Origin of the sequence: Pseudomonas paraeruginosa (genome assembly GCF_003025345.2) — a bacterium.
Classification (GTDB): Bacteria; Pseudomonadota; Gammaproteobacteria; order Pseudomonadales; family Pseudomonadaceae; genus Pseudomonas; species Pseudomonas paraeruginosa.
The window spans coordinates 248,074-272,128 of record NZ_CP020560.1; the positions used below are offsets into that span (position 1 = coordinate 248,074).

General features: G+C 68.7%; 22 protein-coding genes and 1 tRNA gene. 9 read left to right on the forward strand and 14 right to left on the reverse strand.

Features of this window, described 5'->3' with window-relative positions:
* Window positions 1-4 precede the first annotated feature (4 nt).
* From B7D75_RS01175 to B7D75_RS01195, 5 genes are all read left to right on the forward strand, one after another.
* Entirely contained in the window at window positions 5-1,384 is a 1,380-nt protein-coding gene (locus B7D75_RS01175; RefSeq protein ID WP_053816499.1) for a 3-carboxy-cis,cis-muconate cycloisomerase, read from the forward strand.
* 14 nt (window positions 1,385-1,398) lie between these two features.
* Window positions 1,399-2,190, forward strand: coding sequence for a 3-oxoadipate enol-lactonase (pcaD, locus tag B7D75_RS01180; RefSeq protein ID WP_043100109.1), 792 nt, complete (start codon window positions 1,399-1,401; stop codon window positions 2,188-2,190).
* Between the two features lie 10 nt (window positions 2,191-2,200).
* The gene (gene pcaC, locus B7D75_RS01185; RefSeq protein ID WP_003151089.1) at window positions 2,201-2,602 is read left to right on the forward strand and encodes a 4-carboxymuconolactone decarboxylase; all 402 of its coding nucleotides are present in this window, start codon (window positions 2,201-2,203) and stop codon (window positions 2,600-2,602) included.
* Window positions 2,603-2,731: 129 nt separating this feature from the next.
* Window positions 2,732-3,673 carry a LysR family transcriptional regulator gene (locus B7D75_RS01190; protein ID WP_003151090.1) on the forward strand — a complete coding sequence of 314 codons (942 nt, stop codon included), beginning with the start codon at window positions 2,732-2,734 and terminating at the stop codon, window positions 3,671-3,673.
* 179 nt (window positions 3,674-3,852) lie between these two features.
* Window positions 3,853-4,686, forward strand: coding sequence for a hypothetical protein (locus B7D75_RS01195; RefSeq protein ID WP_003151092.1), 834 nt, complete (start codon window positions 3,853-3,855; stop codon window positions 4,684-4,686).
* Between the two features lie 119 nt (window positions 4,687-4,805).
* On the opposite strand, the gene B7D75_RS01200 is transcribed toward B7D75_RS01195, so the two are convergent.
* On the reverse strand, window positions 4,806-6,152 hold the full coding sequence (locus B7D75_RS01200) for an MFS transporter (protein ID WP_034079335.1): 1,347 nt from the start codon (window positions 6,150-6,152) through the stop codon (window positions 4,806-4,808).
* Between the two features lie 288 nt (window positions 6,153-6,440).
* On the opposite strand from B7D75_RS01200, the gene B7D75_RS01205 reads away from it, so the two are divergent.
* On the forward strand, window positions 6,441-7,319 hold the full coding sequence (locus tag B7D75_RS01205; RefSeq protein WP_043100113.1) for a DMT family transporter: 879 nt from the start codon (window positions 6,441-6,443) through the stop codon (window positions 7,317-7,319).
* 27 nt (window positions 7,320-7,346) lie between these two features.
* Here the strand turns inward: B7D75_RS01205 and B7D75_RS01210 are convergent, their stop codons facing one another.
* Together B7D75_RS01210 and B7D75_RS01215 are read right to left on the reverse strand one after the other, a co-directional pair.
* Window positions 7,347-8,597 carry an OprD family porin gene (locus B7D75_RS01210; protein ID WP_058174740.1) on the reverse strand — a complete coding sequence of 417 codons (1,251 nt, stop codon included), beginning with the start codon at window positions 8,595-8,597 and terminating at the stop codon, window positions 7,347-7,349.
* 66 nt (window positions 8,598-8,663) lie between these two features.
* Window positions 8,664-9,992 carry an MFS transporter gene (locus B7D75_RS01215; protein ID WP_107113662.1) on the reverse strand — a complete coding sequence of 443 codons (1,329 nt, stop codon included), beginning with the start codon at window positions 9,990-9,992 and terminating at the stop codon, window positions 8,664-8,666.
* Between the two features lie 527 nt (window positions 9,993-10,519).
* On the opposite strand from B7D75_RS01215, the gene quiC reads away from it, so the two are divergent.
* Both quiC and B7D75_RS01230 read left to right on the forward strand, forming a co-directional pair.
* Window positions 10,520-12,424, forward strand: a complete 1,905-nt coding sequence (quiC, locus tag B7D75_RS01225; protein ID WP_034079331.1) for a 3-dehydroshikimate dehydratase QuiC — start codon at window positions 10,520-10,522, stop codon at window positions 12,422-12,424.
* Window positions 12,425-12,516: 92 nt separating this feature from the next.
* Complete coding sequence (locus B7D75_RS01230) at window positions 12,517-13,185, forward strand: TetR/AcrR family transcriptional regulator (RefSeq protein WP_003157798.1); 669 nt, start codon at window positions 12,517-12,519, stop codon at window positions 13,183-13,185.
* A 65-nt stretch (window positions 13,186-13,250) separates the two neighbouring features.
* Here the strand turns inward: B7D75_RS01230 and B7D75_RS01235 are convergent, their stop codons facing one another.
* The 4 genes from B7D75_RS01235 to pobA form a co-directional block, all read right to left on the reverse strand.
* Window positions 13,251-14,105, reverse strand: a complete 855-nt coding sequence (locus tag B7D75_RS01235; RefSeq protein ID WP_034079330.1) for a shikimate dehydrogenase — start codon at window positions 14,103-14,105, stop codon at window positions 13,251-13,253.
* On the reverse strand, window positions 14,102-14,548 hold the full coding sequence (gene aroQ / locus B7D75_RS01240; RefSeq protein WP_034079328.1) for a type II 3-dehydroquinate dehydratase: 447 nt from the start codon (window positions 14,546-14,548) through the stop codon (window positions 14,102-14,104). Before aroQ ends, B7D75_RS01235 begins: the two co-directional genes overlap by 4 nt.
* Before the next feature lie 116 nt (window positions 14,549-14,664).
* Window positions 14,665-16,170, reverse strand: a complete 1,506-nt coding sequence (locus B7D75_RS01245; RefSeq protein WP_034079327.1) for an MDR family MFS transporter — start codon at window positions 16,168-16,170, stop codon at window positions 14,665-14,667.
* Between the two features lie 159 nt (window positions 16,171-16,329).
* Window positions 16,330-17,514: a 4-hydroxybenzoate 3-monooxygenase gene (gene pobA, locus B7D75_RS01250; RefSeq protein WP_053813213.1), complete on the reverse strand. Its 1,185-nt coding sequence runs from the start codon at window positions 17,512-17,514 to the stop codon at window positions 16,330-16,332.
* 177 nt (window positions 17,515-17,691) lie between these two features.
* Between pobA and B7D75_RS01255 the strand changes: the two genes are divergently transcribed.
* Window positions 17,692-18,558 (forward strand): helix-turn-helix domain-containing protein, encoded by an 867-nt coding sequence (locus B7D75_RS01255; RefSeq protein ID WP_012073881.1) that lies wholly within the window; start codon window positions 17,692-17,694, stop codon window positions 18,556-18,558.
* Here B7D75_RS01255 and B7D75_RS01260 read toward each other — a convergent pair.
* The 7 genes from B7D75_RS01260 to B7D75_RS01290 all read right to left on the reverse strand — a co-directional run bounded on the left by B7D75_RS01260 (window position 18,555) and on the right by B7D75_RS01290 (window position 24,053).
* Complete coding sequence (locus B7D75_RS01260) at window positions 18,555-19,001, reverse strand: GNAT family N-acetyltransferase (protein ID WP_003152138.1); 447 nt, start codon at window positions 18,999-19,001, stop codon at window positions 18,555-18,557. The genes B7D75_RS01255 and B7D75_RS01260 overlap by 4 nt on opposite strands.
* A 91-nt stretch (window positions 19,002-19,092) precedes the next feature.
* Entirely contained in the window at window positions 19,093-19,527 is a 435-nt protein-coding gene (locus B7D75_RS01265) for a CBS domain-containing protein (protein ID WP_003152136.1), read from the reverse strand.
* Between the two features lie 141 nt (window positions 19,528-19,668).
* Window positions 19,669-20,310, reverse strand: coding sequence for a suppressor of fused domain protein (locus tag B7D75_RS01270; RefSeq protein ID WP_003152134.1), 642 nt, complete (start codon window positions 20,308-20,310; stop codon window positions 19,669-19,671).
* 476 nt (window positions 20,311-20,786) lie between these two features.
* Entirely contained in the window at window positions 20,787-21,236 is a 450-nt protein-coding gene (locus B7D75_RS01275; RefSeq protein WP_043100122.1) for a MarR family transcriptional regulator, read from the reverse strand.
* A 52-nt stretch (window positions 21,237-21,288) separates the two neighbouring features.
* A complete protein-coding gene (locus B7D75_RS01280; protein ID WP_107113664.1) occupies window positions 21,289-22,779 on the reverse strand; it encodes a UbiD family decarboxylase in 1,491 nt (496 codons plus the stop codon).
* A gap of 131 nt (window positions 22,780-22,910) precedes the next feature.
* Window positions 22,911-23,597, reverse strand: coding sequence for a YoaK family protein (locus B7D75_RS01285; RefSeq protein ID WP_079262224.1), 687 nt, complete (start codon window positions 23,595-23,597; stop codon window positions 22,911-22,913).
* Between the two features lie 379 nt (window positions 23,598-23,976).
* Window positions 23,977-24,053 (reverse strand) — tRNA-Arg (locus B7D75_RS01290).
* Window positions 24,054-24,055: the final 2 nt, after the last annotated feature.

Sequence of the window (24,055 nt, forward strand, 5' to 3'; positions counted from 1 at the left end):
ACCCATGAGCGACGTACCCGCCAACCAGTTGTTCGACGCCTACTTCACGGCGGCGCCGATGCGCGCGGTGTTCTCCGACCGGGGCCGCCTGCAGGGCATGCTCGATTTCGAGGCCGCCCTGGCTCGCGCCGAGGCGCGGGTCGGGGTGGTTCCCGCGACGGCGGTGGCGCCGATCGAGGCGGCCTGCCGCGCCGAGCTGTACGACCCGCTGGCACTGGCCGAGGCGGTCGCCAATGCCGGCAACTCGGCGATCCCCCTGGTCAAGGCGCTGGGCCGCCAGGTGGCGGCTGGCGACGCCGAGGCCGAACGCTACATTCACCTCGGCGCCACCAGCCAGGACGCCATGGACAGCGGCCTGGTGCTGCAACTGCGTCGCGCGCTGACCTTGCTCGAGGAGGATCTGCAGCGTCTTGCCGTGGCCCTGGCGGACCAGGCCGCACGGCATGCCGACACACCCCTGGCCGGACGCACCTGGTTGCAGCACGCCACCCCGGTGACCCTGGGCATGAAGCTCGCCGGCCTGCTCGGTGCCTTGACCCGGCACCGCCAGCGCCTGCGCGAGTTGCGCCCGCGCCTGCTGGTGTTGCAGTTCGGCGGCGCCTCGGGGACTCTCGCCGCGCTCGGCGAGCAGGCCCTGCCGGTGGCCGCGGCGCTGGCCGAGGAACTGGGCCTGGCTTTGCCCGAACAGCCCTGGCACACCCAGCGCGACCGCCTGGTGGAATTCGCCAGCGTGCTCGGCCTGGTGGCCGGCAGCCTCGGCAAGCTCGGTCGTGATGTCAGCCTGCTGATGCAGACCGAGGCCGGCGAGGTCTTCGAGCCGGCCGGCGCCGGGCGTGGCGGTTCCTCGACCATGCCGCACAAGCGCAACCCGGTGGGCAGCGCGGTGCTGATCGCCGCCGCCACCCGTGCGCCGGGGCTGGTCTCGACCCTGTTCGCGGCGATGCCGCAGGAGCACGAGCGCAGCCTCGGCCTCTGGCACGCCGAGTGGGAAACCCTGCCGGAACTCTGTTGCCTGGTTTCCGGCGCGCTGCGACAGGCGATCGGCTTGCTCGAAGGCCTGGAAGTGGATGCCGGACGGATGCGCCGCAACCTCGGCCTGACCCACGGCCTGGTGCTCGCCGAGGCGGTGAGCATCGCCCTGGCCCGTCGCCTTGGCCGCGAAGCCGCCCATCACCTGGTGGAGCAATGCTGCCGCCGCGCCGTCGAGCAGCGCCGCGCGTTGCGCGTGGTGCTCGGCGAAGAGGCGCGAGTGAGCGCCGAGCTGTCCGGCGACGAACTGGACCGCCTGCTCGATCCCGCCCATTACCTCGGCCAGGCCCGCGCCTGGGTCGAGCGCGCGCTCGCCGAACACCATGCCCTGGGCTTCGAACCCCATCCCGCCTGACTGGAGATCCCTTCGTGCCAACCGTACGCCTCGCCGACGGCGACCTGAACTACTCCCTGGAAGGACCGGCCGGCGCGCCGGTGCTGCTGTTGTCAAACTCGCTGGGCACCGACCTGGGCATGTGGGACACGCAGATCCCCGCACTCACCGCCCACTTCCGCGTGCTGCGCTACGACACCCGCGGCCACGGCGCCTCGCTGGTCACCCCCGGACCGTACTCCATCGGCCAGCTCGGCGCCGACGTGGTTGCCCTGCTCGATGCCCTCGACCTGCCGCGCGTGCATTTCTGCGGGCTGTCCATGGGCGGCCTGATCGGCCAGTGGCTGGGCATCCATGCCGGCGCGCGGATCGGCCGGCTGGTGCTGTGCAATACCGCGGCGAAGATCGCCAGCGACGAGGTCTGGAACACCCGCATCGACACCGTCCTGAAAGGCGGCGAGCAGGCCATGCGCGACCTCCGCGACGCCTCGCTGGCGCGCTGGTTCACCGCGGGTTTCGCCGAGCGCGAGCCGGCTCAGGCCGAGCGCATCGTGGCGATGCTCGCGGCCACCTCGCCGCAGGGCTATGCGGCCAACTGCGCGGCGGTGCGCGACGCCGATTTCCGCGAGCAGCTCGGGCTGGTCCAGGCGCCGACGCTGGTCGTCGCCGGCAGCCACGATGCCGTGACCACTCCAGACGACGCCCGCTTCATGCAGGCGCGCATCGCCGACGCGCAGCTGGCCGTGTTCGCCGCCGCGCACCTGTCCAATGTCGAGGCCGGCGACGCCTTCAGCCGCCGCCTGGTCGATTTCCTGCTGTCCGCCTGAGGAGCCGCCGATGGACGAGAAACAACGCTACGAGGCCGGCATGCAGGTGCGCCGCGCGGTGCTCGGCGACGCCCATGTCGACCGCAGCCTGGCCAGCCTGACGCCGTTCAACGAAGAGTTCCAGGAGATGATCACCCGCCACGCCTGGGGCGACATCTGGACCCGCCCGGGGCTGCCGCGGCACACCCGTAGCCTGGTCACCATCGCCATGCTGATCGGCATGAACCGCAACGAGGAACTCAAGCTGCACCTGCGCGCGGCGAAGAACAACGGCGTGAGTCGCGACGAGATCAAGGAAGTGATCATGCAGAGCGCCATCTACTGCGGCATTCCGGCGGCCAACGCGACCTTCCACCTGGCCGAGTCGGTGTGGGACGAACTGGGCGTGGAGTCGCAGCAGGAGACCCGCTAGGCCGGTGGCGTTACGGATAGCCGCAAGTGCTTGTCCGCGCTGCGCGAGGGCCGGCGAGGCGGTGCTTCCCCTTGCCATTCGCCGGCGTTTCCCGGAAGGTCGACAGCTCCGTCACCCCTCTGGTCCGCCATGAGCCGCAAGCTGCACATCCACGCGCCCGCCATCCATTACTTCGACATGGTCCGCCGTTGCGATTCGATCCGCGAAGCCGCGCGGCGCCTGAACGTCGCCTCGTCGGCGGTGAACCGGCAGATCCTCAAGCTGGAGGACGAGATCGGCGCGCCGCTGTTCGACCGCCTGCCCGGCGGCCTGCGCCTGACCGGCGCCGGGGAGATCTTCGCGCGCCACGTCACCGTGGTCCTGCAGGACATGGAGCGGGTGCGCTCCGAACTGGACGCGTTGCAGGGCCTGCGCACCGGGCATGTGGAAATCGCCACCATCGAGGCAGTGACCAGCGACCTGCTGCCCTGCGTGCTCAAGGCCATGCGCGAGCGCTATCCGGATGTCACCGTCGGTGTCACCCTGCTCGGCTCACAGGCGATCCCCGATGCGGTGGCCAGCGGCGCGGTCGACCTCGGCCTGGCCTTCGCCCTGCCGCGCAGTGCCGATCTGCAGCAGATCAGCGTCGGCCATTTCCGCCTCGGCGCCATCGTCGCTCCGCAGCACCCGCTGGCGCGGCGCGACGCCATCACCTTCGCCGACTGCGCCGGACATGGCCTGATCATGGCCAAGAGCGAACTGTCCATTCATCACCTGCTGGCGCCGCTCCAGCGCCGCCTGCGCGAGCCTTGCCGGGCGGCGCTGGAAAGCAGTTCCCTGGAGCTGTCGCGGCAACTGGCGCGGCGCGGTCTCGGCGTGGCGTTCCAGACCCGCCTGGGGATCGAGGCGGACATCGCCAGCGGCGAACTGCGCTTCCTGCCGTTGCAGGACAACGGCGGTATCCACAGCGATCTCGGCCTCTACGTGCGTACCGGGCGCTACCTGCCGGTGGCGGTGGATGCCCTGGCCCGGCAGATCGCCGAGGAAGTGCGCCTGCGCGAGCGTGAGGAAGCCCGCCTGAACGACGCTTGAGCCCATGCCGGACGGGGCGGGTCCGGTGGTGGCATCGCTGATGCCGTTTCGGCATCGGTGTGATCGATATTCTGTGCTTTGGTCAGCGCGGCGATATGCCGATACTGCCCCGCGACCCCGGCGCGAAACCGGGGGCTGAGTCGCCACAAGAACAACAAGCAACCAGCAGGACACACAGCATGAAGAAGATGATGCGGGGCGCCGCCGCCCTGGTCGCGCTCGTCGGCGCCGGGGAGAGCATGGCGCTGGAGTGGATGAGCAACAGTGTCGGTTTCCGCTACGGCCAGCAGTTCACCAACCCGAACAACCCGGACAAGTTCGCCAAGCGCATATACAGCTTCACCCACGCCGACGGCTATCGCTACGGCAGCAATTTCTTCAATCTCGATGTGTTCCTTTCCGACAGCCGCGACCCGCGCAAGGGCACCGACCACGGTGGCAGCGAGGTCTATGCGGTCTACCGCCACCAGCTCTACGCCTCGCGGGTGTTCGACCGGCCGCTGGGCACCGGCCTGGTCAAGGACTACGCCTTCACCCTGGGCTTCGACGCCAGCCGCAACAACAACCTGGCTTCGGCCAAGAAGCGCGCCCTGGTGTTCGGCCCGACCCTCAAGTTCAACGGTCCCGGCGTGCTCGACCTGAGCCTGCTCTACTACCGCGAGAAGAACCACTTCGGCGTGCCCGGCGCGCGCCATCCCGACCACACCTTCGACACCACCTACATGCTCAACCTGACCTGGATGCGGCCGTTCAAGGTCGGCAACCATGCGGCGAAGTTCCAGGGTTTCGTCAACTACGTGGGGGAGAAGGGCGAGGACTACAACGACAAGGACACCGCGGCGGAAACCCTGGTCCGCGCCGCCCTGATGGTCGCCGCCCTGCCAGGCGACAAGCGCCAGCCGAACCTGTGGCTCGGCGTCGGCTACGAGTATTGGCACAACAAGTTCGGCGTCGACGGCGGCACCGGCAGCCGTACCTCGACGCCGACATTGAACATGGAGTTCACCTTCTGAGGCGATGCGCCGCCGATACACCGGCGTCCGAGGGCGGATGACCGCGAGCGGTCATGCGCCCTGCGCGCTGTCGCGGCCCTGGGGTAGGGCGAATAACGCCGACGGCGTTATCCGCCGTCTCACCCCGCATCCGCGTGACTGACCAGCCCCTTCAGCAGCACCGCGGCGGTCGCCAGCGCGGCCGGCAGCACCAGGGCGGTCAGCACCTGTTCGAAGTTCCAGCCCAGGCCCAGCAGGGTGGCGCCGATCCAGGCGCCGAGGATAGCGCCGAAACGGCCGATGCCGAGCATCCAGGAGACCCCTGTGGCACGTCCCTGGGTCGGATAGAAGCGTGCTGCCAGCGACGGCATCGCCGACTGCGCGCCGTTGATGCACATGCCGGCCAGCAGCACCAGGGTCGCCAGCAGGGTGACCTGGCCGAGGCTCTGGCCGACGCACCAGGCGAACACCCCGGCCAGCAGGTAGAACAGGCCGATCACCTTGTGCGGGTTGAAGCGGTCCATCGCCCAGCCCACCGCCACCGCGCTGAGCACACCGCCGAACTGGAACAACGCGCCGATGAACGCCGCCTGCTCCAGGCTCGCGCCGCTATCGCGCATCAGGGTCGGCAGCCAGCTGGTCAGCAGGTAGACGATCACCAGGCCCATGAAGTAGGTCAGCCAGAGCAGCAGGGTGCCGGCGCTGTAGGTGCCGGAAAAGATCACCGCGAACACGTTGCGAGCCTGCACCGTCTGCTGCTCGGGGACGTGGAAACCCTGTGCCAGCGCCACCTGCGCCGGGGCGATGGGGGCCAGCGCCCGGCGTACCCGCTCGCTGCCGCGGTTGCGCACCACCAGGTAGCGCGCCGATTCCGGCAGGCGGAACAGCAGGACTACCGCCAGGAGCAGCGGCAGCAGGCCGCCGAGCAGCAGCAGGCTGTGCCAGCCGAACAGCGGGATCAGCTTGGCCGAGACGAATCCGCCGCAGGCCATGCCCAGGTTGAAGCCGCAGAACATGCTGGTCACCAGCAGCGACTTGAGGCGCTCGGGGGTGTATTCGGAAAGCAGGGTGGTGGCGTTGGGCATCGCTGCGCCGAGGCCGAGGCCGGTGAGGAAGCGCAGCGCCAGCAGTTGCTCGACGTTGGTGCTGTAGGCAGAGGCCAGGCTGAACAGGCCGAACAGGAACACCGCCGCCACCAATACCAGCTTGCGCCCGTAGCGGTCGGCCAGCGGCCCGGAGCCGAGGGCGCCGAAGACCATGCCGATCAGCGCGGCGCTCATCACCGGGCCGAGGCTGGCGCGGTCGATGCCCCAGTCCTGGGTCAGCGCCGGGGCGATGAAGCCCATCGCGGCGGTGTCGAGGCCATCGAGGAAGACGATCAGGAAGCACAGCAGGACGATCCGCCACTGATAGGGGGAAAGAGGCTGGGCATTGATGAAGGCTTGCACGTCGAGACGCTCGACGGCGGGCAGGCTGGAACTGTTCATGAGGCGGCTTCCGCGGCGAGAGGGAGGGGCGTGGGACGCAGTCGCACGCGGACTCAGGTACCGGCGGTGGAGCGTGGGGTGTGCAGCGGCATGTCGGAATTCCCCTGTTGTTCTTGTATGGGCAGCCAGGCTGCCAGGGCGAGGAACACATTAGGGAGAGAGGGGGGAGCCCGCAATCCGGTAATCGATTGATGGTGCGTTGATCGAACGCTTCCGTCTGTGGCCATTTCCCCGCGGCGTCTGGCATGCTCGGATACCCGCGCCATTCATTCATCCCGGTACCGCCCAATGAACGCGACCTCCTCCGCGCTACCCGGCAACGACCAGCCGTTGCGCGGGATCTTCCTGATCTGCGCCGCGGTGTTCCTGTTCGCCAGCCATGACGGGCTGTCCAAGTTCCTTTCCGGTTTCTACCCGATCGTCATGGTGGTCTGGGCCCGCTACCTGGTGCACACCCTGCTGATGGTCGTGGTGTTCGTGCCGCGCAACGGCCTGGCGGTGATCCGTACCCGGCGGCCGCTCATGCAATTGGCACGGGCGCTGTGCCTGATCGGCACCAGCCTGTTCTTCACCACAGGCCTGCGCTACCTGCCGCTGGCCGAGGCGACCGCGGTGAACTTCCTCGCGCCCTTGCTGGTGACCGCGCTGTCGGTGCCGCTGCTGAAGGAGAAGGTCAGCCCGGGGCAATGGCTGGCGGTACTCACCGGCTTCGTCGGGGTGCTGTTCATCGTCCGTCCCGGCGGCGCGCTGTTCACCCCGGCGGCGCTGTTCCCGCTCGGCTCGGCGTTGTGCTTCGGGCTCTACCAGCTGCTCACGCGGATGCTCGCCAACAGCGACAGCCCGACCACCAGCAACTTCCTCGCCGGCATCTTCAACACCCTGATCATGAGCCTGCTGGTGCCGTTCTTCTGGCAGACCCCAAGTCTTCTCCACGGCCTGATGATGATCGCCCTGGGCGGCTGCGGCATGGGCGGCCACCTGCTGCTGACCCAGGCCTTCCGTCACGCGCCGCCAGCGACCCTGGCGCCGTTCAGCTACGGCCAGATCATCTTCGCCGGGCTGCTCGGCCTGCTGGTCTTCGGCCACGCGCCGGATGCCTGGGCGTTGCTCGGCATCCTCGTCATCTGCGCCAGCGGCCTGCTGGTGGCCTGGCGTCGCGGTCGCTGAAGGCGTCGGCGCAGTGGCGCGCGGGATTCAGAACAGGCCCAGCGGATAGCTGACGATCAGCCGGTTCTCGTCGAAACGGGTATTGCTGCCCCAGTCGCGGCGCTGGCTGGAATTACGCCAGCGCAGGTTGAGGCGCTTGAAGGCGCCGCCCTGCACCGTGTAGCCCAGCTCGCTCTCGCGTCCCCATTCGCTACCATCGTCGGTGACTCCGGCCAGACGCACATGGCCGCCATGCAGGTAGCGGGTCATGAAGGTCAGGCCGGGCAGGCCGAGGCCGACGAAGTCGAAGTCGTAGCGCAGCTGCCAGGAACGTTCGCCGGGGTTGTCGTAGCTGGCGTTGTAGCTGTCGTTGGCCAGGGTGCCGCCGCTGGTGCCGTTGACCCGCATCCAGCCGTCGTCGCCGCCGACCTTCTGCAGGCCGAGGTAGAGGGCATGCAGGCCGTGGCGCGCGGAGAACAGCGCGGAAACGGTGCGGTTGTCGAGTTCGCCGGCGCGCGCGCTGCCATCGTCGCGGCCACGGAACCAGCCGAGGTTGGCGCCCAGCAGCCAGTCGCCGAGTGGCTGGCTGTGTTGCAGTTGCAGGTACTGCTGGCGGTAGATGTCCTTCAGCTCGGCGTGCCACAGGCCGAGCAGGGTGCGTTCACCGTTGAAGCGATATTCGCCACCGACGAAATCGAAACGGTCGGAAGTGGCGGCCGGCCGGCCGAATAGCGACATGTCCTGCATGCTTGCGTCGTTGCGCGGGCTGTTGCCGCGCAATTGGCCGGCGTGGAGGGTCAGGCCGGCGATCTCGCTGGCGCTGAGCTGGCCGCCGCGGAAGGTCTGCGGCAGCGAGCGGCCATCGTCGGAACGGAGGATCGGCAGCACCGGCATCCATTCGCCGAGCTTCAGTTCGGTATTCGACACGCGCAGCCTGCCGGCCACCGCCAGGCGTCCGAAGTCGTCGGCCGGGCGGCCGTCGTCGTGGGTCGGCAGCAACTGGGTGCCGGCCGATCCCTTGCCGCCATCCAGCTTCAGGCTGTACAGGCCGAGGACATCGAGGCCGAAGCCGACGCTGCCCTCGGTGAAGCCGGAGCGGGCGTCGAGGATGAAGCTCTGCGTCCATTCCTCGGCCTTGTCCTGGCCGGCGTGGCCGACGAAGTCGCGGTTCAGGTAGAAGTTGCGCGCGGTGAGGCTGACCTTGGCGTCTTCGAGGAAACCTCGCTCGGCGTGGACCGGCAGGCCGGCGCCGAGGCAGAGGGACGCGCAGAGCGCGCGGACGAGGCTCGGGTGCGACATGGGAATGTCCCTTCGTTTCTTGTTCTCGGGGCAGGGAAGCGCCCGGCGAGCGCCGGGCGCCGGGACTCAGGCTTCGATCCGACGCGGCGCCATGAAGTACAGCCAGGCCAGGGCGATGAAGTACATCGCCGGGATCATGCAGAAGAGCACCGCGTAGTTGTTGTTCGTCGCGGTCAGCACGCCGCCGACGAGCTGCGTCATGAACATCCCGCCCAGCGCCGCGCACATGCCGCCGAAGCCGAACACCGTGCTCATCAGGTGCCTGGGCGTGTAGTCCATCACCAGGCTCCAGATGTTCGCCGTCCACGCCTGGTGCGCACCGACCGCAAGGGCGATGGCCAGTACCGCGATCCACAGGCCATCGGCATTGGCGGCGAACACCACGCCGACGATGGTGCAGGCGAACAGCAGCATCGACAGCAGGCGCGCGCGGACCGCCGGCATGCCCCTGCCGACCAGCCAGGAGGAAAGGATGCCACCGCCGATGCTGCCGAAGTCGGCGGTCAGCCAGATCAGGATCAGCGGAATGCCCATCTGCGTCACGCTGATGCCCAGGCCGTACTGCTGGTTGAGGAACGGCGGCAGCCAGTAGAGGTAGAACCAGAACACCGGGGCGGTGATCGAGTAGGCCAGGGCGAAGGCCCAGGTGCCGCGGCGGCGGAGGATCCGCGAGAAGGGCACGCGGGTGACGGGAGGCTCTTCCTGCTGCTGGATGTAGTCCAGTTCGCTCCGTCGTACCCGGGGATGTTCTTCGGGGTTGTGGTAGTTGCGCCACCAGAACGCCAGCCAGACCAGGCCCAGCGCCGACATGCAGAGGAATGCCGCCTGCCAGCCCCAGACGCTGAGGACCAGCGGCAGGAGCGCCGGGGTGACCATCGCGCCGACGTTGGTGCCGGCGTTGAAGATGCCGGTGGCCACCGCGCGCTCGCCGGCGGGGAACCAGAGGCGGGTGGTCTTCACGCAGGCCGGGTAGTTGGCCGCCTCGGTCAGGCCGAGGACGAAGCGGCAGAGCATGAAGCCCGCCGCCGAGGTCGCCAGGCCGTGGAGGCCGGTGGTCAGGCTCCAGAGCAGCACGGCGAGGAAGAAGGCGCGCTTGACCCCGACCCGGTCGATGAAGCGGCCCTGGAGGATGAAGCCGATGGCGTAGCCGACCTGGAACCAGAAATTGATGTTGGCGTAGTCCATCGCCGTCCAGCTCATCTTCTCGGCGAGGATCGGTTGCATCACGCCGAGGGCGGCGCGATCGATGTAGTTCAGGGTGGTGGCGAAGAACACCAGGGCGAGCATGCCCCAGCGGGTATGGCCGACGGCGAGGGCGCTGCGCAACCTGCCGCCGCGGGTAGCGCGCGCGGCGGTGTCGGCGGCGGGCAGCCGGGAACTGGAGGAGTGGATCATCGGTGGGGCCATCCTTTCGACGGCCGGTGCGCGAGCGCCCGGCCTGGATTTGTCGTTCTGGTTTCGCACGCGGGCGTCAGCGTGGCAGGAGCGCTCGGTCCGGGCGGGCGGCCGGGGGGTGGAGCGGCGGAGCAAGGGCGAAGTCGGTGAGGGACATGGCAGGTACCCGATTATTGAAATTGTTATGTCGCTTGGGTTGCGCAGGTTCCCGGAGGGAAGCGGCGAGCGCTTCCGGCAGAGCGGGATGGCCTGCACCGGTGGCAGCGATGGTGAGCGATTGGTCGAAAAATCGTCAATTCGATAATCGCGCTTATGTTCGATATTCGAACAGAATACTAACCAGTTCGTACATTTTGCATTGCCCGGTTCGCGCCGCAAACCAATAATCGGGCTGCCAGCCGAGCGCGCGCGTTCCTGCGCGGCGGCTCCCCGGCATATCCGCGCGGTTTCCCGCGCCTCCCTGGTTCCACCTCGTCACCCGCGCGATGCCAGGCGCCGTGGGGCGTTTTGAGTTGAGGAGTCGAAGCATGCAGCGTTCGATCGCCACCGTATCGCTGAGCGGTACCCTGCCGGAGAAGCTCGAAGCCATTGCCGCCGCCGGATTCGATGGAGTGGAAGTCTTCGAGAACGACCTGCTCCATTACGACGGCAGCCCTCGCGATGTGCGCCGGCTGTGCGCCGACCTGGGACTCGAGATCCTGTTGTTCCAGCCGTTCCGCGACTTCGAGGGCTGCCGCCGGGAGCGCCTGGCGCGCAACCTGGAGCGCGCCGAGCGCAAGTTCGACCTGATGCAGGAGCTGGGCACCGACCTGGTGCTGGTCTGTAGCAACGTCGCCGCGGACGCCCTCGGCGAGCCGGCATTGCTGGTCGACGATCTTCGCCTGCTGGCCGAACGCGCTGCCGCCCGGGGCCTGCGTATCGGCTACGAGGCATTGGCCTGGGGCCGCCAGGTCAGCACCTGGGAGCAGGCCTGGGAATTGGTGCGGCGGGCCGACCGGCCGAACCTCGGTCTGATCCTCGACAGTTTCCACACCCTCTCGTTGAACGGCGATGCTCGTGGCATCGCCGGGCTACCCGCGGAGAAGATCTTTTTCGTACAGATGGCCGATGCGCCGTTGCTGGCCATGGACGTGCTGGAGTGGAGCCGGCATTTCCGCTGCTTCCCGGGGCAGGGCGGCTTCGACCTGGCGGGCTTCCTCGCGCCGATCGTCGCCAGCGGCTACCGTGGGCCGCTGTCGCTGGAGGTCTTCAACGACGGCTTCCGCGCCGCGCCGACCCGCGCCAACGCCGCCGACGGCCTGCGCGCGCTGCTCTACCTGGAGGAAAAGACCCGCGAGCGCCTGCGCCGCGAGGCACCGCAGGTGGCCGTGGACGGGCTTTTCGCGCCGCCGCCGGCGAGCGTCTGCGACGGCATCGAGTTCCTCGAGTTCGCCGTCGACGAAGCGTTGCGCGCGCGCCTGGGCCAGTGGCTGCGCCAACTGGGCTTCGCCAGGGTCGGGCAGCATCGTTCGAAGAATGTCAGCCTGTTGCGCCAGGGCGGGATCAACCTGGTGCTGAACGCCGAGCCCTATTCCTTCGCCCACGGCTTCTTCGAGGCCCATGGGCCTTCGCTGTGCGCCACCGCCCTGCGCGTGCGCGACGCCGGCCAGGCGCTGGAGCGCGCGCGCCGCTACGGCGGCCAGCCCTATCGCGGGCTGGTCGGCCCCAACGAACGGGAAATCCCGGCGGTGCGTGCCCTCGACGGCAGCCTCCTGTACCTGGTCGAGCAGGAGGGCGGGGGGCGCGACATCTACCAGACCGACTTCGAGATGACCGGCGAGGCGACGCCCGGCCTCGGCCTGCGGCGCATCGACCATGTGGCCATGGCGTTGCCCGCCGAGGGCCTGGACAGCTGGGTGCTGTTCTACAAGAGCCTGTTCGACTTCAGCGCCGACGACGAGGTGGTCCTGCCCGATCCCTACGGCCTGGTCACCAGCCGCGCGGTGCGCAGCCGCTGCGGCCAGGTGCGCCTGCCGCTGAACATTTCCGAGGACCGCAACACCGCCATCGCCCGTGCGCTGTCCAGCTATCGCGGCTCCGGCGTGCACCACATCGCCTTCGACTGCGCGGACATCTTCGCCGCCGTGGCCCAGGCCAAGGAGGCCGGCCTGACGCTGTTGGAAATCCCGCTGAACTATTATGACGACCTCGCTGCGCGCTTCGACTTCACCGAGGAGTTCCTCAGCGAGCTGGCCTACTACAACGTGCTCTATGACCGCGACGCCCAGGGCGGCGAGCTGTTCCATGTGTTCACCGAGCCGTTCGAGGAACGCTTCTTCTTCGAGATCCTCCAGCGCCGCCATGGCTACGCCGGCTATGGCGCCGCCAACGTGGCGGTGCGCCTGGCGGCGATGGCCCAGGCCCGGCGCGGTGTGCGCCGGGTCAAATTGTGAGAATTATCGGTGCTCCGGCAGGTGCTCTTCCTACAGTCGGCCGCGGCCCGCATAATCGGCCGCAGTTTCCGCCGGCCACGAGTGAGCCACCGATGTCCAATCCCGATCCCGCCGCCGTGGAAGCGCCCGCACCACGGGGCAAGGGGCGCAAGAACAATCCCGAGAAGACCCGCCAGGACATCCTTCGCGCCGCGGCCGACGAGTTCGTCGCCCAGGGGCTGTCCGGCGCGCGGGTGGACGCCATCGCCGAGCGCACCCATACCTCCAAGCGGATGATCTACTACTACTTCGGCAGCAAGGAACAGCTCTACCAGGCGGTGCTGGAGAAGCTCTACAGCGATATCCGCGGTATCGAGAACAGCCTCCAGCTGGGCGAGCTGCCGCCGGTGAAGGCGATGCGCAAGCTGGTGGAGTTCAGCTTCGACTACCACGACCGCCACGTGGATTTCGTCCGCATCATCAGCATCGAGAACATCCACAAGGGCGAGCACATCGCCAGCAGCGAACTGGTGCAGAGCGTCAACGGCTCGATCGTCCAGGGTATCGCCGAAATCCTCCGTCGCGGCGAAGCGGAAGGGGTGTTCCGCCCCGGGCTGGTGGCGCTCGACGTGCATCTGCTGATCAGCTCGTTCTGCTTCTACCGGGTCTCCAACCGCTACACCGTGTCGCGGATCTTCCGCACCGACCTGCACGACGCCGGGGTCCGGCAACGGCACCTGGAGATGATCTGCGAGGCGGTGCTGCGCTATCTCCGCGCCTGAGCACCGACGCCTGCCCGCCAGCCCGGCCCCTCTCGCGTTCCCGGTCGGAGGGGCCGCGGTCCGCTTCAGTCGCCGAGACTGGCGAAATGCGCCTGCATCCGCGCCGCGTCGGCCTTCACCCCGCTGAACAGCTCGAACGCCTTCACCGCCTGGAACACCGCCATGCTGCCGCCGTCCAGGGTCCGGCAGCCGAGGGCGCGGGCCTGGCGCAGGAGCTCGGTTTCCAGCGGAAAGTAGATAACCTCGGCGACCCATAGCTCGCTGCGCAGCAGTTCCGCCGGCAGCGGCATGCCGGGCAGCTTGGCCATGCCCACTGGGGTGGTGTTGACCAGTCCCTGGGCGGCGCCGAGGGCGCTGGCCAGGTCGTTGCCGGCGAGCGTTCGCGCCGCGCCGAAGTGCGCGTTGAGATTGTCCGCCAGGGCTTGCGCGCGTGCCGTCTCGACATCGAACAGGATCAGCCGCTCGACGCCCTCGGCGAGCAGCGCATGGGCCACCGCCGCGCCGGCGCCGCCAGCGCCCAGTTGCACCACCCGCTGGCGCGGCGCGTCCGCCAGGCCGCGCCGGAAACCTTCGGCGAAGCCCAGGCAATCGGTGTTGTGGCCGATGCGCCGGCCGTCGCGCAGCACCACGGTATTCACCGCGCCGATACCACGCGCCTCGGCGGAAAGCTCGTCGAGCAACGGGATGATCGCCTGCTTGCAGGGAAAAGTGACGTTCAGCCCGGTGAAGCCGAGGTCGCTGGCGGCGGCGAGCAGGGATTCCAGGTCGTCCGCCGACTTGCCCAGCAGGTCGAGATCGATCAGCCGATAGAGATAGCGGATGCCCTGGGCGTCGCCCTCGTGTTCGTGCAGGGCGGGAGTGCGCGAGGCCTGGATGCCGGCGCCGACCAGGCCGGCGAGCACCGAGCGTGGGCGGCTCATGCGGCGGCCTCGAACTGGCTGGCGAAGTATTCCAGGGCCAGGCGATAGCCAAGGCCGCCGAGGCCGCAGATCACCCCGGTCGCCAGCGGCGAGACGTGGGAGTGGTGGCGGAACGGCTCGCGCTGGTGCACGTTGGACAGGTGCACCTCGAGTACCGGCAGCTCCACCGCCGCCAGCGCGTCGCGCAGGGCCACCGAGGTGTGGGTCCAGGCGGCTGGGTTGATGACGATGCCGGCGATCCGGCCGCGCGCCTGGTGGATCCAGTCGAGCAGCTCGCCCTCATGGTTGGTCTGCCGGAACTCCACGGCGAAGCCGCGTGATTCGGCGAAGGCCGCGCATTGCGCGGCGATCTCGGCAAGGGTCTGCCGACCGTAGGTGCGTGGCTCGCGGGTGCCGAGCAGATTCAGGTTGGGACCGTTCAGGACCAGTACCGTGCGCGTCATGGCGCAGCCTCCACAGCAGTGACATTGTCGATGCCGGGAAAATGTACCGAACGGTTACTTTTGTAAATCGGACACGGCCGCTACCAGGACGAATGCGTTCGATTATCGGCGCGCGCTCACTCCCCGGCCGACGGCTCCGCCACCGGGCGACCGCGCAAGGGCATGTCGGGCAGCGCCGCGGCCACCACCAGGCCAAGCAGGGCCACCGCCGCGTTGACCAGGAAGAGCACCTTGAAGGCATCCGCGAGGACGTGCTGGAAGATGATCTGCGCCGGTCCGCTGGCGGCGTTCAGGCTGCTCAGCAGGGCGCTTTCGGAGAACCCCTGATCGATGCCGCCGCCGATCCGCAGATGCTTGAGCAGGGCCAGCAGGATCGCCGACATCAGCGCCACCCCGACCGCGCCGCCGAGGGAGCGGAACAGCGTCGCGTTGCTGGTGGCCACACCGATATGGCGCTGTTCCACGGCATTCTGCGCAGCCACCAGGCTGGTGGGGAACTGGGTGCCGACGGCGATCCCGGTGAGCAACATGAAGAGCCCCGACAGCCAGGGGTGCGTGGCCGGGGTCAGGGCCAGGCCGGCGATGCTGCACGGCAGGAGCAGGGCGCCGCCCAGGATCAATGGCTTGTAGCGCCCCAGGCTGGCGGTCAGCCGGCCGCAGCAGTAGGCGCCCAGCGGCAGGCCCATGACCAGCGGCAGCAGGTGCAGCGCGGCGCTGTCGGCGCCGGCGCCGGTGACGCTCTGGTAGCGCAGCGGCACCAGCACGGTCAGCGAGATGGCCTGGAAACTGGCGAAGAACGCCACCAGCCAGCTGAGGGTGGCGGCGCGGATGCAAAACAGCTGCATCGGCACCAGCGGCTCGCGGAAACGCCGCTCCTGGAGAATGAACAGCAGCAGGACGACCGCCGCCAGGGCGAACAGGCCGAGCAGCGCCGGGTCGTTCCAGGCCACACCCTGGCCGATCTGGGTGATGCCCAGCAGCAGGGCGGTGAGACCGACCACCATCAGCGCGATGCCCGGGTAGTCGATCAGCGGCTGCCGGCGCGGCACCGGCAGGCCGACCAGGGTTCGCCGCGAGATGGCCAGCGCGAGCAGGCCGATCGGCAGGTTGATCCAGAATACCCAGCGCCACGACAGGTATTCGGTGAGCAGACCGCCGAGCACCGGTCCGGCGACGCTGGCGATGGCGTACATGCTGCTGAAGTAGCCCTGGTAGCGCCCGCGTTCGCGCGGCGGGACGATGTCGCCGACGATCGCCTGGCTGACCGCCATCAACCCGCCCGCGCCGATCCCCTGCAGCACCCGCCCCAGCACCAGCTGGCCCATGCTCTGCGCCAGCCCGCAGAGCAGCGAGGCGGCGCTGAACACGGCGATGGCGAAGAGCATCAGTCGGCGCCGCCCGTAGAGATCGCCGAGCTTGCCATAGATCGGCATCGACACGGTCATCGCCACCATGTAGCCGGAGATCACCCAGGCCAGCAGGTCGAGGTCGGCGAAGTCGGCGGAGATCGCCGGCAGGGAGACGGCGACGATGGTCTGGTCGAGGGCGCTGAGGAAGATCGACAGCATCAGGCCGACGAGGACGGTACGGACGGCGGGCGGGTTGTGGGCGAGCTCTGGCAAGACGGCACCTGGGACGGACGCGACGCGAAGGGCAGCGGGCATGATACTGCGCCTGGGGTTGGACGGGTGCCGGAGAATGTTCGATCCCTTGGCGTCGCGGAGTCGCCATGCAGAGACGCCTGGAGCGCGTCCCGCGCTGCCGCTAAGCGGCGTCGCGGGTCATTCGACGGCCTCGTAGGGCAGTCCCACGTAGTTCTCGGCGATGGTCGCCAGCCCCGCCTCGGAGCCGAGGTAGTACTCCAGCTCGGTCTGCTGGATGCGCTGGCTGAACGCGTCGGTGTCGGGGAAGCGATGCAGCACCGAGGTCATCCACCAGGAAAAGCGTTCGGCCTTCCAGATTCGCCGCAGGCAGATCGCCGAGTAGCGTTCCAGCAGGTCGGCGCGGTCTTCGCGGTAGGCTTTCAGCAGCAGGCGGTACAGCGTGGCGACATCGCTGGCCGCCAGGTTCAGGCCCTTGGCGCCGGTCGGCGGAACGATGTGCGCGGCGTCGCCGGCGAGGAACAGCCGGCCATGCTGCATCGGCTCGACCACGAAGCTGCGCAGCGGCGCGATGCTTTTCTCCAGCGCTGGGCCGGTCACCAGCCGTTGCGCGACTTCCGTCGGCAGGCGCGCCTTGAGTTCCGTCCAGAAGCGCTCGTCCGACCAGTCCTCGACCTTCTCCGTCAGCGGCACCTGCACGTAGTAGCGGCTGCGCGTCGCCGAGCGCTGGCTGCACAGGGCGAAGCCGCGCGGGTGGCTGGCGTAGATCAGTTCGTGACTGACCGGCGGGGTGTCGGCGAGCAGGCCGAGCCAGCCGAACGGATAGACCCGCTCGAAGACCTTCAGCCGCTCCGCCGGGATCGACTGTCGCGAGACGCCGTGGAAGCCGTCGCAGCCGGCGATGTAGTCGCAGTCCAGGCGAACCCGCTCGCCGTCGCGCTCGAAGGTCACGTGGGGGTGCTCGCCCTCGAGGTCGTGCAGGCGCACCTCGGCGGCCTGGTAGATGGTGGTGGCGCCGCAGGCGGCGCGGGCCTCCATGAGATCGCGGGTGACTTCGGTCTGGCCGTAGACGGTCACCGTCCGGCCGCCGCTCAGGCGTTTCAGGTCGATGCGCCGGCGCTGTCCGGCGAAGGCGATCTCGACGCCCTCGTGGACCAGCCCGTCGCGCGCCATGCGCTGGTCGACGCCCGCTTCGCGGAGCAGGTCGACCATCCCCTGTTCCAGCACCCCGGCGCGGATGCGGCCGAGCACGTAGTCAGGCGCCTGGCGTTCGAGGATCACGTTGTCGATGCCGGCCTTGTGCAGCAACTGGCCGAGCAGGAGGCCGGACGGACCGGCGCCGATGATGGCGACTTGAGTCTTCATTGCGGATAGCCCTCTCGCTGTTATGGCTGGCCGGCATGGGTGGCGCCGGCGCGGATCTTGTCTGGAGGTGGCTGTATTTTTGTTTGCCCTGGATGCCTGGAGAAGGCAAATTGGCTTTCTATTCCTGGACTTTTCCAAACTCTGTTCGGCAATCGGCCATTTCGGCAGGAGGTGGCGATGACGCTTCCCACAGGCGCTGTTCCGGTGTTCAAGCTCTATGGCGAGCCCCTCGAGTGGCCGACCCCGGACCTCCTGCACTGCGAGTCGATCCCCGCCCGCAGCCGCCTGCATGACTGGGAGATCAAGCCGCACCGGCATGCCGATCTCGGCCAGTTGCTGTACGTGCGCAGGGGCTGGGCGCAGTTGCAGGTGGAAGGCGAACTGACCCGCGTCGAGCGGCCCGCCATCCAGTTCGTGCCGCCCTTGTGCATCCATGGCTTCCAGTTCTCCGAGCGTATCGACGGCTACGTGCTGACCCTCGCCGCGCCGCTGCTGGCCCGCTTGCAGGCGCACCTCGGCGCGCAGCGCCAGGCGCTGGAGGCGCCGGGGCTGTATCCGGTGGGTGCGGACCGGCGCTACATCGACACGCTGTTCGACGCCATCGACGGCGAGTACGCCGGCACTGCGCCGGCGCGCGAACTGCTGCTGCAGTCGCTGATCGGCGTGCTGGCGGTGTGGCTGGGGCGGCAAGTGATGGTCCGGCGGGCGGAGGCGCGGCCTGGGCGTGGGCAGGAGTATCTGTCGGGCTTCTCGCAACTGGTCGAGCGGCATTTCCGCGAGCACCTGGGGATCGACGAGTACGCGCGTCGCCTGGGCATCACTCCGGCGCACCTTAACGGCGTGGCGCGCCGCCTCAGCGGGCAGACCGCGCTGGGCATCGTGCACCAGCGCCTGCTGCTGGAGGCCAAGCGCGACCTGGTCTACACGGCGATGACGGTGAACGAGATCGCCGACCGCCTCGGCTTCAGCGAGCCGGCCTACTTCACCCGCTTCTTCAAGCGCCTGAGTGGCGTGGCGCCGAGCGTTTTCCGCAAGGGGGGCTAATCGCCGCGACGCAGGTGGACGATTTCCAGCGGCCGTCCCTCGTCGTCCTCCTTGCGCCGGCCGGTTTCGACGAAACCGCAATGCCCATAGAACCCCAGTGCCTCGCGGTTGGCGGCGTAGACCTCGACTTCCAGCGCGCCCTTCAGGGCCGCGGCATGTTCCAGCAACTGCCGGCCGATGCCGCGGCCGTGGGCCGCCGGTGCGACGAACAGGCCGCCGATGAAGGCGTCGAGCAGGCCGATGAAGCCCAGTGGCGTTTCGCCGTCCAGCGCCAGCCAGGTTTCCGAAGCGTCCAGGTAGTGATCGCGCACCAGCGCCTTCTGCTTCTGCAGTTCGGCTTCGCCGAGGAAGCCGTGGCCGATCCGCGAGGCCTCCAGCCAGATGGCCAGGGTGGCGTCGCGGTCGGCGGGAGTGTAGCGGCGGAACTGCAGCGGGGATGACATGGCGGCGGGCTCGGAGTGGGACCAGCCGGGATTATCGCCAAACCTGGAGGGAAAAGGGCAGGGGCCGCCATATCGGGCCGGCCCGACCGGTTCAGTCGCCGCGGATGTATTGTTCCAGCTGCTGGATCAGTTCGGCCTGCTCGGCGATCGCCGCCTTGACCAGGTCGCCGATGGACAGCAGGCCGAGCAACCGGCCCTCCTCCACCACCGGCAGGTGGCGCAGGTGGCGGTCGGTCATCAGGTTCATGCAGGTGTCGACGCTCTGCTTCGAGTCCACGCTGACCACCGGCGCGCTCATGATCGCGCTGATCGGCGTGCCAATGGACGAACGACCCTTGAGGACCATCTTGCGCGCGTAGTCGCGTTCGCTGACCACCCCGACTACCTCGCCATGGTTCAATACCAGCAGCGCGCCGATGTTCTTTTCCGCCATCAGCCGCAGGGCGTCGAGCACCATCTCGTCCGGTCCGATGGTGTACACCTGCTGGTTCTGCTTGGCGTTCAACAGTTGTGCCACGGTTTTCATGCGCGCTCCTCCGGAGCCGTCCTCACGTCCAGCAAGAATCGTAGACGGCGGACGGATCGGCAAGCGGGGAAAACGGCATCGAACCGATTGAAAAACGTCATCGGTGGATTGCCCGACGAAGGTCGGGGGCATCGGCAGGGCTCAGTGCAGGACCCGGCCGAGGCCCTCCGGGCGCTCGCCGGTCACGTAGCAATGACGGTGGCGGTCGAGGCTCAGCGGATGGGCGGACTGGCTTAGCAGCGCGCCGATGCCTTCCAGGTTCCTCTTCACCTTGACCTGGTATTCAGGCTCGGTCAGCGGCACCACCCAGAGCAGATCGACCGGGTAGGCGGAGTCGGCGAAGCCGTCGAACAGGCCGGCGTCCTCGCGGTCGGGGGTGCCGAGCAGGAGGAAGTGTCGCAGCAGGCTGTATTCGTAGAGCGGGAAGCCGAACGCCACGCTGTGCCCGCGACCGAGCGCCAACTGGTCGTGGAACGGCATCCCGGCCAGCCACTGCAGATGGCGGAGGTCCTCGCCGCCCAGGTGATCCAGGTAGCAGATCAGTTCGGTCGACCAGCGCGCCTTGCCCATGTACGGCGCGAAGTGCATGGGGCGCTGGCTCATCCCGGCGGTGATCGCCACGTGGTGCGCCCGCCGGCTGTTCTCCAGGCGATAGGCGAAGACGGCCATGTCCGGCACTGCCGCGCAGTGTTTCCAGAAGCCGCGGCAGTCCAGCGTCATGGCGGGCGCGCAGCCGAAATGCTCATCGTAGCGGGCGCGCAGGCGGGCGATGTAGTCGTTCATCCTCGGTCCTCGGGTTGGGCGGATAAGGGCCGGACATGGGCGGGTGCGAGGCGCGTCCGTGTTCCATGCGAGGGCCGCCCGGTCATGGCTGGTCCTCGTTGCCGTTGGGTGACCAATGGAATGCGAACGGCATCGGCCGAGAAATCGGCTCGTTCCGAGAGGGGTGAGAGGTTTTCCTCCTTGGTGTGTGGGAAAAATCCAGGGTCGCCGGAAGGGCAGGAAAAAAGCCCGTCGGGAACGGGCAAGGAAGGGGCGTTGCCAAGGGGGCGATAGCCAGGGGCGTGCTGGCCGCGCAGCCGTATGGGCGGTGCGGCGAAACTCGGCGCGTTGGTGTCCGGCATGGCGTGACCAGGCGAGCTTGCCAAGGCTCCATGCTATCAACCGGCCAGCAGTCTGGTGACCGTCCGCTCAGTCTATCCCCGGGTTGGGAGCTGCTTCGCAAACCGCGCGTCTGCGGCGGAAGAGGGTTGCATCACTCAGGAACGCCCGTCCAAGGCGCGCAGGAGTTTTCCCAGGGCGACGGCCAGCGTGCCGTCCTCGCCCGCCTCCAGGCTTGCCAGCAGCGCCTCGTCGAGGCGCGCGACCCGTTCCAGGGCCTGTTCGAACACCGCCTGTGCCGCGCGGCTGCGGCGCACCAGCACGGCACGACCGTCCTCCGGATCCGGCAGACGGCTGGCCCAGCCACGCTGCACCAGCCGTTCGATGGTGCGGCCCAGCGCGGTCCGGTCGGTCTGCGAATGTTCGATGAGCAGGCTCATCGGTACGTCGCCGTCGAACGCATGGATGATCCGCAACGCGCGCCATTCGTGCAGGCCAAGGCCGAGCGGGGCGAGCAGGGCGGTCAGCTGCCGCTCGCGCTGGCGCACGATCTCGGTCATCAGGTTCAGCGGGCCGCGCGGCAGCCCCAGTGCGTTGGTCTCGTTCATCGGCCTTCGCCCCCTTGGTCGAGCCTTTTCCGCCAGGGCGGGATTGTAGCGCTCAGTCGTCGGCGAATCCGTATTCGCGCCAGCGCTCCTCCACCCGCTGGCGCAGCGCCGGCGGATAGGAGTGGCGGAACGACGCCGTGCTGGCGCGCATCCGCCCGGCGAACTGCTCCGGATACAGGCAGTTGATCACCAGCCGGCCGCCGCTGCCGCGGGCCCTGTCCTCGGCATCGAGGTAGGGCACCATCGGGAAGTCGCGGATGGCCGGGAAGACGAAGTGATCGTGCAGCGGGTGCGCACGGCTCGCCAGGGCCCAGACCACCTGGTCGATCTCGCTGACGTCGATGTCGTTGCCGACCAGGATCAGCTTCGGTACCAGGTGCCCGGGGTGCGAGCCGAACGCCACCTCGGCGATCCGCGTGGCGAAGGCGGCGGCGTCGGTGCGCAGCGCCGCCAGTTGTTGCACGTCGATCGACAGCACGGCCCAGCAGGTCGCCGCCTCGTAGGAGCACCAGGCCATGTCCACCGGCAGCCCGGCGTCCTGCAGCACGTCGAGCAACTGTGCGGAAATCATCGTGCCCCAGATGGTGTGGTTCTCCTCCGGTGGCGTGCCGGCGACGCAGATCGGCAGGATCGGCTGGTCGCGGAAGGTCACCGCATGGACATGGAACAGCGGTTGCGGCTTGCCGGTGGGGAAGCAATAGCCGTGGTATTCGCCCATCGGGCCCTCCAGCGCGGTTTCGTCCAGGCTGATCTCACCCTCCAGAACGATCTCGGCGTTGGCCGGCACCCACAGGCCGTTGGTCCGGGCCCGCACCACCTCCACCGGTTCGCCGACCAGGGCGCCGACATAACCGGCCTCGCTGACCCCCTCCGGCAGCGGCATGCCGGCCGCCGCCAGCGCCGCCGGCGGCGCGCCGAGGGCCATCGCCCAGGGTGTCGGCCTGCCCTGCCGGCGCCACTGCTCGCGGATGATGCCGATGTGCTGGGTGGGAATGGTCGGGCCCGCCAGGGTATTGCGGTCCACCAGCATCAGCCGGCCCACCGACCAGCTGTCCCAGCGGCGGTCGGGCGTCTGCACGATGTGGAAGCCGTAGGTGCCGAAGTAGCGCCCGCCGTCCTGGGCATGGAGCAGGGGAACCGGGAAGCGGGTCAGGTCCACCCGTTCGCCGATCCAGACGTTCTCCTGCACCGGCCCGCGTTCGACGCGCCGCGGCGCGATCGGCGCCGCGCGCATCGCCGCCCGTAGCGCGGCGACGATCTCCCGGGGGCCGCTGTGGTCCGGCAGGCCGAAATGCAGCGCCAGGCGTCCATGGGCGCGCGCCTTGTCGGCCCGCAGGCCGGCCGGCGCGCCGAGGATCCGCGCGCCGGGAAGGCTGCCGCGGATGGTGTGGAACAGCGGCGCGGGCGCGCCCCTTTCGTAGACCCGGCGGGTGATGGCGCCGATCTCCAGGTCGGCGTCGACTTCGGCATGGATGTCCACCAGGTCGCCCTGGTGGCGCAGGTGGTCGATGAAATGACGGAAGTCGAGAGCACTGCGGTTCATCGGTTCGCCACTCATTCAAGTGCATGTGCACGCATCTTATTGAGCGATTCCGGACGAGGTCAAGAAACGTCGCCACCCTCCCCGCCGGGCCTTCCTTCTCCGGCGGCGGGGCGCAGGGCAGGCTTGGCGGCTCAGCGCGCCATATAGTCCATCTGCCACGGTCGCGGGATCACCAGCGCCGCCAGCGCGAGGAGCGCCGCCAGCGCCGCGCTCGCCGCCATCGCGGCGAGTCCCAGTCGCTGTTCCAGCAGGGCGCCGAGTACCGCGCCGATGCACATGCCGCTCCAGGGCACCAGTTGTACCCGCCAGCCGTTGCGCCGCTCGCCCAGCAGCCAGCGGCCGAGGCCGCGGCCGAAGCGGGAGAGGGCGCCGGTGACGTAGGTCAGGCCGATGGGCAGGCCGTTGACCTGCTCGACCACCGCGTTGAGCATGCCCATCGCGATGATCGCCGCGACCAGCGCCGGCACGTTCCAGTCGAACGGCCAGACCGCCGACAGCGCCAGCAGCATCGCGCAGCAGACCAGGATCGGCGCCGCCCGGCGTCCGCTGAAGCGGGCCAGGATCACCCCCAGGGCGTTGCCGGCGACGAAGCTGGCCAGGGCGATGGCCAGGCGCGCCATGCCGCCCAGGTCGCCCTCGCCCAGGGATACCGCCAGACGGGTGGTATTGCCACTCATGAAGGACACGAAATCGCCGGTGGCGAGGAAACCGATGGCGTCGGTCATGCCAGCCAGCACCGAGAGCCCGGCCACCAGGCCAAGCCCGACACGCCCGCGCACCCGGCGCAGACGAAGGCGCCGCGCGCTGCTACCTACCACGCTGTCTGGAAGCATCCGGAGAAACCACCCGCAGAATTAGAGAAGGCCCGCCCCAATGCGGACTCCCGATCTTAAGGCGGCGCCTGGGGAAAAGGCCAGGGCGGCGGATTGCGCCCTCGGCGCGCGCCACGCCGTTCCGTCCCCCGCCGGCCTGCCGCGAGCCGACTCTTTTCCTGGCGAAAGGGCTCTGCTAGATTTTTTCCGCCGGGCTGGGAAGACAGCAGCCCAGGCAAAGGCCGCGCCTCACTCATGCGCGGCCTTTTCGTTTCCGCCGTCTTCCGCGGGCACTGGTCGGGACGGAGCGACAGGCACAAAAAAGCCCGCTCGGTCTGGCGGGCTTTGCGGGTGCTCGGTTCGCAGGGCGAATCGAGGAGGGAGATGGCGCATCCGGCGGGATTCGAACCCACGACCCCTGCCTTCGGAGGGCAGTACTCTATCCAGCTGAGCTACGGATGCAG

What these genes read in the sequence shown, in the direction of transcription:
- B7D75_RS01175 (WP_053816499.1), top strand. Translation starts at nt 5, where the DNA reads ATGAGCGACGTACCCGCCAACCAGTTGTTCGACGCCTACTTCACGGCG.
- pcaC (WP_003151089.1), top strand. Translation starts at nt 2,201, where the DNA reads ATGGACGAGAAACAACGCTACGAGGCCGGCATGCAGGTGCGCCGCGCG.
- B7D75_RS01190 (WP_003151090.1), top strand. Translation starts at nt 2,732, where the DNA reads ATGAGCCGCAAGCTGCACATCCACGCGCCCGCCATCCATTACTTCGAC.
- B7D75_RS01195 (WP_003151092.1), top strand. Translation starts at nt 3,853, where the DNA reads ATGAAGAAGATGATGCGGGGCGCCGCCGCCCTGGTCGCGCTCGTCGGC.
- B7D75_RS01200 (WP_034079335.1), bottom strand. Translation starts at nt 6,152, where the DNA reads ATGAACAGTTCCAGCCTGCCCGCCGTCGAGCGTCTCGACGTGCAAGCC.
- B7D75_RS01205 (WP_043100113.1), top strand. Translation starts at nt 6,441, where the DNA reads ATGAACGCGACCTCCTCCGCGCTACCCGGCAACGACCAGCCGTTGCGC.
- B7D75_RS01210 (WP_058174740.1), bottom strand. Translation starts at nt 8,597, where the DNA reads ATGTCGCACCCGAGCCTCGTCCGCGCGCTCTGCGCGTCCCTCTGCCTC.
- B7D75_RS01215 (WP_107113662.1), bottom strand. Translation starts at nt 9,992, where the DNA reads ATGATCCACTCCTCCAGTTCCCGGCTGCCCGCCGCCGACACCGCCGCG.
- quiC (WP_034079331.1), top strand. Translation starts at nt 10,520, where the DNA reads ATGCAGCGTTCGATCGCCACCGTATCGCTGAGCGGTACCCTGCCGGAG.
- B7D75_RS01230 (WP_003157798.1), top strand. Translation starts at nt 12,517, where the DNA reads ATGTCCAATCCCGATCCCGCCGCCGTGGAAGCGCCCGCACCACGGGGC.
- B7D75_RS01235 (WP_034079330.1), bottom strand. Translation starts at nt 14,105, where the DNA reads ATGAGCCGCCCACGCTCGGTGCTCGCCGGCCTGGTCGGCGCCGGCATC.
- aroQ (WP_034079328.1), bottom strand. Translation starts at nt 14,548, where the DNA reads ATGACGCGCACGGTACTGGTCCTGAACGGTCCCAACCTGAATCTGCTC.
- pobA (WP_053813213.1), bottom strand. Translation starts at nt 17,514, where the DNA reads ATGAAGACTCAAGTCGCCATCATCGGCGCCGGTCCGTCCGGCCTCCTG.
- B7D75_RS01255 (WP_012073881.1), top strand. Translation starts at nt 17,692, where the DNA reads ATGACGCTTCCCACAGGCGCTGTTCCGGTGTTCAAGCTCTATGGCGAG.
- B7D75_RS01260 (WP_003152138.1), bottom strand. Translation starts at nt 19,001, where the DNA reads ATGTCATCCCCGCTGCAGTTCCGCCGCTACACTCCCGCCGACCGCGAC.
- B7D75_RS01265 (WP_003152136.1), bottom strand. Translation starts at nt 19,527, where the DNA reads ATGAAAACCGTGGCACAACTGTTGAACGCCAAGCAGAACCAGCAGGTG.
- B7D75_RS01270 (WP_003152134.1), bottom strand. Translation starts at nt 20,310, where the DNA reads ATGAACGACTACATCGCCCGCCTGCGCGCCCGCTACGATGAGCATTTC.
- B7D75_RS01275 (WP_043100122.1), bottom strand. Translation starts at nt 21,236, where the DNA reads ATGAACGAGACCAACGCACTGGGGCTGCCGCGCGGCCCGCTGAACCTG.
- B7D75_RS01280 (WP_107113664.1), bottom strand. Translation starts at nt 22,779, where the DNA reads ATGAACCGCAGTGCTCTCGACTTCCGTCATTTCATCGACCACCTGCGC.